This is a genomic window from Streptomyces sp. NPDC007164 (assembly GCF_040634135.1).
In the GTDB taxonomy this organism is placed as follows: Bacteria; Actinomycetota; Actinomycetes; order Streptomycetales; family Streptomycetaceae; genus Streptomyces; species Streptomyces sanglieri.
Genome location: NZ_JBEYFB010000112.1, coordinates 1 through 5583, shown reverse-complemented (window position 1 = coordinate 5583; position 5583 = coordinate 1). Strand labels below are relative to the sequence as shown.

Genomic DNA, 5583 nt, shown 5'->3' with positions numbered 1-5583 from the left:
CCCCCCAGGTCATTCCTTCGACAGGGGGACACAGTCATGCCGGGCCCGGAGGCCAGCGGCCCTCTTGCAGGACCGCGAAAAAGATAACGGGGGGGTAAGTGGTTGGAGTCCAGGATGGTCCGGCGGAGGCCGCAGCACGGTAGAACCGCCTGACGGGCCGTCGCGTCTTCGCTGTTCTACGGGACCAGTCGCGGGAGGGTCTGGATGAATATCGAAACCGGTGTAGGCGTGTGCGCGACCGTCATAGCGCTGGGATCCTTCTGGATCAGCTGGGGGCAGGCGCGGGCATCCCGGGCACACAACCGGCAGTCGGTGCGGCCGTTGGTGCTGATCCGCACAGTTCGTGCGGGATACCGGGACGACGTGGCCCGCCTGGAGGTGATCAACGCGGGGATCGGGCCGGCGGTCGTGACGCGGACGTCGGTCACTCTCGACGGGGAGGTCATCGGCCAGTGGGATCTGCCCACGTATCACCGGATGGCCCAGGACCTCCCCCTGCTGCCGAAAGTGAAGACGTTGTCCACGGGGGGAGCTCTCATCCCGGGCGAGAGGAGCTACCTGCTGCATCTCGAAGAGCGAAACGGGCAGGAATCCGCATGGTTCTGGGAGCTCATCTCCACGAGACTGCTCGTTGAGATCCGGTACGAGTCCCTCTACGGCGGTGAGGACTTCGTGGCTCGCTCGACTCTGTTGTGAGCTTGTTCCATTTCTTCCGGCCTCGAACGGTGTCTCGAACTGAGTCGCCCACCTGGGGATTCGCCGGACGCGGGGGGCTGCCTTCGTCTGATCATGTGCTCCGACCAAGGTGCACTGACCAAGACGAAGGCCGTGAGAGTGAGTCTGCTGCCTGATGCCGTATGGAGGGAAGCGTTCGCGGAAGCGTCACGCTTCCGGGGAGAGTTCTACGAGTGTCTGACCGCCCGGCGCGACGAGTTGTTCGAGCTGGCGGACGCGGTGCTGTGTGCCGACGGTGCGGTGAAGTCCCCGGTGGACCTGACGCTGTTGCCCGAACACCGTCGTGGACATGGAGCGATGTACGGCGGCCTGAACCACGGCCGCATCGACACCGATCAGCTGCGGACGGTGCTGGCCGGGCTGTCGCTGCCGCGTTTCGACGGCGGGCGCCTGGTCCTGGCGGTCGACGTGTCACCGTGGCTCCGCTCGGACGCACCGTGCTCGGCGGAACGGCTCTTCTGCCACGTCTACGGCCGTGCGAAGACGGCCTCGCAGTTCATCCCGGGCTGGCCCTACTCCTTCGTCGCCGCGCTAGAGCCGGGCGCCACATCCTGGACCGCGATCCTGGACGCGGTCCGCCTCGGACCTGTCGACGACGCGACCGCGGTCACCGCCGCCCAGTTGCGGGGAGTCGTCGAGCGGCTCATCACCGCGGGGCAGTGGCAGAAGGGGGATCCGCACATCGTGATCGTCAGCGACGCCGGCTACGACGTCACCCGCCTGGCCTGGGTTCTGCGCGATCTGCCGGTCGAGCTGGTCGGCCGGGTCCGCTCCGACCGCGTCATGCGCCTGCCCAAGCCGACCCGCCGACCGGGGACGAACGGCCGGCCACCCAAGCACGGACCGGAGTTCCGCTTCACCAGGCCGGAGACCTGGCCCGAGCCCGCGATCACCACTGTCACCGACACCACCAACTACGGCAAGGCCGAAACACGGGCATGGGACCGGGTCCATCCCCGGCTCACCCACCGTTCCTCATGGCTCGACCACGACGGCGAACTGCCTTTGATCGAAGGCACATTGCTCCGGTTGAAGGTCGAGCATCTGTCGAAGGACCGGGACGCTCCGCCGGTGTGGTTGTGGTCCTCGAAGACCGGTGCCACCCCGGACGATGTGGACCGTTTCTGGCAGGCGTTCCTCCGCCGCTTCGATCTGGAGCACACCTTCCGCTTCGCGAAGCAGACCCTCGGCTGGACCACCCCGAAACTCCGTACTCCCGAGGCGGCGGACCGCTGGACCTGGATCCTGATCGTCGCTCACACCCAACTCCGGCTCGCCCGCCCTCTCGCCGAGGACCTACGCCGGCCCTGGGAGAAGCCCACCGCCTCCAGCCGGCTCACCCCCGCCCGGGTCCGCCGGGGATTCAGGAACATCCGCGCTCACCTCGTCTGCCCGGTCCGCGTTCCCAAACCCCGCGGCGCCGGCCCCGGACGGCCACCCGGCGCCAAGAACAGACACCGGGCACCCCGCTACGACGTCGGCAAGACCGTCAAACGCCCCGAAACCCTCAAGGCCATCGGCAAGCCCGGAAGATCTTGGTAGATAAAGAACAAGGTCAGTAGCTGTTTCTGAACCGGGGTGAGGCTGAGCACTGGGAAAACCTCTTGCCCTTCTGCGGAGGTTGACCAGAATCAGCGCGTGCAGATTCTGTCGTTCCCCGAAGAGGTCACCCCGTTCGATCTGCGTGTGCAGGTTCGGCAGCTCCAGGAGGAGGCGTGGCCGTCACGACCAGGAAAGGTTGCTCCGCCCGAGGCTCCGGCCCATGACCCTGCCTTGCAGCCGTTGTCGATAGTGCTCGTGGGTGACGGCGTGGTGCTGGCCGCGCTGGACATCCTGTCCAAGGAGATCGTCCACGCAGGACGGTGCTTCGCCGCTGGCGGACTCAGCACGGTGGTGACGCGGCGAGAGGCCCGTGGCCGCGGGCACGGCCGGCGCCTGGTGGCGGCGGCCCGGGAGATGATGATCGCGCGGAAGCTGGACCTGGGGTTGTTCACGTGTGACAGCTCGCTGCAGGCGTTCTATGAGAGTGCGGGCTGGCGTGTTCTTCCTGAATCGGTGCTGATCGGCGGGACGCCGCAGGATCCGTTCCCCAGCGATCAACCCGGCTTCGACAAGGTCACCATGGCCGACTTCTTCTCGCCCGAAGGCCGGCAGGCCGAGACGACTTTCCGTGACAGCCGGATCGGGTTGTATCCCGGACAGATCGACAAGCTCTGGTGACGTGAACAAATTCAGGCGTCTTGCCGACCTCCTGCAGCGGGAACAGGCAGGCGGTCGACTCCCCTGGTTGCGCGGGTGATGCGGCGGGTCATCAGCGTGATCGCTGCCCAGGTGATTAGGGTCTCGGAGTGCTGGACGAGCCGTTCGTAGTCGCGGGCATGACGGCGGGCGTTCATCATCCAGGCCAGGGACCGCTCGACGACCCAGCGGCGGGGCAGGATGACGAATCCAGAGCTGTCCTTCGGTCGGCTGACCGTTTTGATCGTGAGGTTCAGATGCCTCTTTGCCCAGGTCACGAGCTTGCCGGCGTAGGCCCTGTCGGCCCAGACGATGGTGATCTCGGGGCGCATCAGCCTCAGCCTGAAGAGGACTTCCTTGGCGGCGGCGGAGTCGTGCAGGTCGGCCGGGGTGACCATCACGAACAGCGGCAGGCCACGTGTGTCGACCACCAGGTGCCGCTTGCGGCCATTGAACTTTTTGCCCGCGTCGTAGCCTCGGCTGTCCTTGCCGACGGTCGAGGCCGCCTTCACCGACTGGGAGTCGATGATCGTGGCCACGGCCCTCGGGCCTTTGCCCATCTCGCGGCGGATTCGCTGGGCCAGGGCGTCACGGATCTGGCCGATGACACCGCAGGCCGCCCAGCGGGCCATGAAGCCCCAAACGGTCCTCCATGGAGGGAAATCCGCGGGCAGGGCCCTCCACTTGCAACCTGTATCGACCACATATCGGATCGCGTCGACGATCTCGCGCCGGGGGTGTTTCTCCGGTCGGCCACCGCGGGCGGTGTCGCAGGCCGACGGCGGCAGCAGCGGTTCGATCAGGACCCATTCGTTGTCCGTCATGTCCGAGGGATAGCGGCGGGGACGCATCTTGTCCTCCGGCTTTGACCTGCGGCGGGGCCGACCGGCAAAGCCGGTCGGCCCCGCGGGGAGAGGGTCAGGCGCTGGCGATGAGGTCGAGGGTGGATTCGATGGAGTTGAGCTGGGCGACGATGTGCTTGACCCACTTGTCGTTCGGGTGGGCGGCGGCGTGCGGGGCGACGGTGCCGGTGATGAACCGGCGGAACTGGGTCAGCTTCTCGCTGACCACCGCCCGTTCGTATGCCTCCAGCGCGGCCCGTTCGGCGCCGAGCTGGTAGCCGTCGGCCCGGGTCCAGATCAGCGGCGGCCAGCCCTTGGACGCGGCTTCGTCCTTCAGGGCACCTATCCCCGCTCTGACCTGGCTGGGCGACAGTCCGCTGGCGCGTACCAACTGCTGGAACTCAAGGCCGGCGGGCCTGGCCTCGAACAACACGAAGCGGACGGTGTCCGCGTGCCGCCGGGCGGCATCTCCCCGTCGCCGTGAGGCACGGGGCATGATCACTCGCCTTTCAGCATGCGGGCGAGCTCGTCGTCCATGTCGACCTTGCCGGTGTCGACCGCGGTTTCGATCCAGTCGAGTGTCGCTTTCACCTTGGCGACGTTCTGGTGCACGATCGTGCGTTCGTCCTCGCTCAGAGTGCGGTCGCGCAGGCCGGGAACGGTGCGGCCGGCCGCGGCGACGAACGAGTGGCAGGCGGTGACCAGGTCCAGGAACTCCACCGTCCGGTCGATGTTACGGACCGCGGGTGCGACCGGGCTCGTGCGGTCGAAGTAGTCGTGGGCTTGCCGACTGCGTTCGGCCTAGGCATGGTTGACCTGGAAGCGGGCGGTGTCGTCGCTCATCGCCTTGAAGGCGACGTCCGGCCTGCGGAGCAGGCTGGTCGCGGCGGTGGTGGCCACCGACTCGTCACGGGTGAATTCCTCCACCACCCGGACCTTGTCCTCCGCCGACACTTTGGCCGCGACCTGCGGACGCTTCAGGAAGTCGGTGGTGACTGCGGCCGCGACCTCCGCGTCCCGGGCCAGCGAGTGGATCGCGGTGACCTTCTCCTGCGGAGTGATCGGCGTTTCGACCTGCTGTCCCACCCGGCGGTTGGCGTCGTCCGCGGTCCAGCGGGCCTTGCCGTCCGGCGGCGTGAGGATCGTTGCGAAGCGCTCACCCTCGTCCTCGATGTTCGCCAACGACCGGTGGACCGTGTAGGACGCGGTCTTCGGCCGGCGTCGGTCCTTCGGCCAGCGGGAGGCCACCCACCTGGTCGTTTTCACCGTGGCGACGCTCAGACCGATGTCCTCGGCCAGTCGTTTCAGTGACTGTTCGACCGTGTACTCCATCTCCCCGACCGGGCCGCCCCGCTGCCGCATCGGCTCGACCTCCAGGGCGCGGTCCCCGATCGTGAACTGCCCACGAGTCTGCTGTTCGACTACTTCCCGCAGCTCAAACCGCCGCGACAAGGCCGCGGCCAGGCAGTTCTTCCGCCGTCTGATGAAGAAGACCCGGGCGGTGCCGAAGGTGATCGTCACCGACAAGCTGCGTTCCTACGGCGCGGCCCACCGCGAAATCATGCCCTCGGTGGAGCACCGCTCCCACAAGGGACTGAACAACCGGGCCGAGAACTCCCACCAGCCAACGAGGCAACGCGAACGCGCGATGAAGGGCTTCCGCTCCGTCGGCGGAAGTTCCTGACCAAGCTCGACAAAGAAGTACCCGCCGGCCTGGATGTCCACCTGATCTGCGACAACTACGCCACCCACAAGACTCCCGCCATCA

The 5583-nt window shown here is 67.1% G+C and carries 5 protein-coding genes and 2 pseudogenes; 4 read left to right on the top strand and 3 right to left on the bottom strand.

Translation table 11 applies throughout. From position 1 onward, the window contains the following. Positions 1-204: 204 nt before the first annotated feature. The 3 genes from ABZ622_RS41580 to ABZ622_RS41570 all read left to right on the top strand — a co-directional run bounded on the left by ABZ622_RS41580 (position 205) and on the right by ABZ622_RS41570 (position 2955). Positions 205-696 (top strand): hypothetical protein, encoded by a 492-nt coding sequence (locus ABZ622_RS41580; protein ID WP_360552487.1) that lies wholly within the window; start codon positions 205-207, stop codon positions 694-696. A 138-nt stretch (positions 697-834) separates the two neighbouring features. Continuing rightward, on the top strand, positions 835-2277 hold the full coding sequence (locus tag ABZ622_RS41575) for an NF041680 family putative transposase (protein WP_360552485.1): 1443 nt from the start codon (positions 835-837) through the stop codon (positions 2275-2277). Between the two features lie 96 nt (positions 2278-2373). Continuing rightward, positions 2374-2955 (top strand): GNAT family N-acetyltransferase, encoded by a 582-nt coding sequence (locus tag ABZ622_RS41570; protein WP_360552483.1) that lies wholly within the window; start codon positions 2374-2376, stop codon positions 2953-2955. A gap of 11 nt (positions 2956-2966) precedes the next feature. Here ABZ622_RS41570 and ABZ622_RS41565 read toward each other — a convergent pair whose 3' ends face one another. The 3 genes and pseudogenes from ABZ622_RS41565 to ABZ622_RS41555 form a co-directional block, all read right to left on the bottom strand. Next, the gene (locus ABZ622_RS41565) at positions 2967-3824 is read right to left on the bottom strand and encodes an IS5 family transposase (RefSeq protein ID WP_360552481.1); all 858 of its coding nucleotides are present in this window, start codon (positions 3822-3824) and stop codon (positions 2967-2969) included. 67 nt (positions 3825-3891) lie between these two features. Next, the gene (locus tag ABZ622_RS41560) at positions 3892-4311 is read right to left on the bottom strand and encodes a RacP protein (RefSeq protein ID WP_360552479.1); all 420 of its coding nucleotides are present in this window, start codon (positions 4309-4311) and stop codon (positions 3892-3894) included. Positions 4312-4313: 2 nt separating this feature from the next. After that, positions 4314-5252 (bottom strand): annotated as a pseudogene (locus tag ABZ622_RS41555) (DUF6192 family protein); the annotation flags it as partial. Between the two features lie 4 nt (positions 5253-5256). On the opposite strand from ABZ622_RS41555, the pseudogene ABZ622_RS41550 reads away from it, so the two are divergent. Next, positions 5257-5490 (top strand): annotated as a pseudogene (locus ABZ622_RS41550) (DDE-type integrase/transposase/recombinase); the annotation flags it as partial. Between the last annotated feature and the right edge of the window lie 93 nt (positions 5491-5583).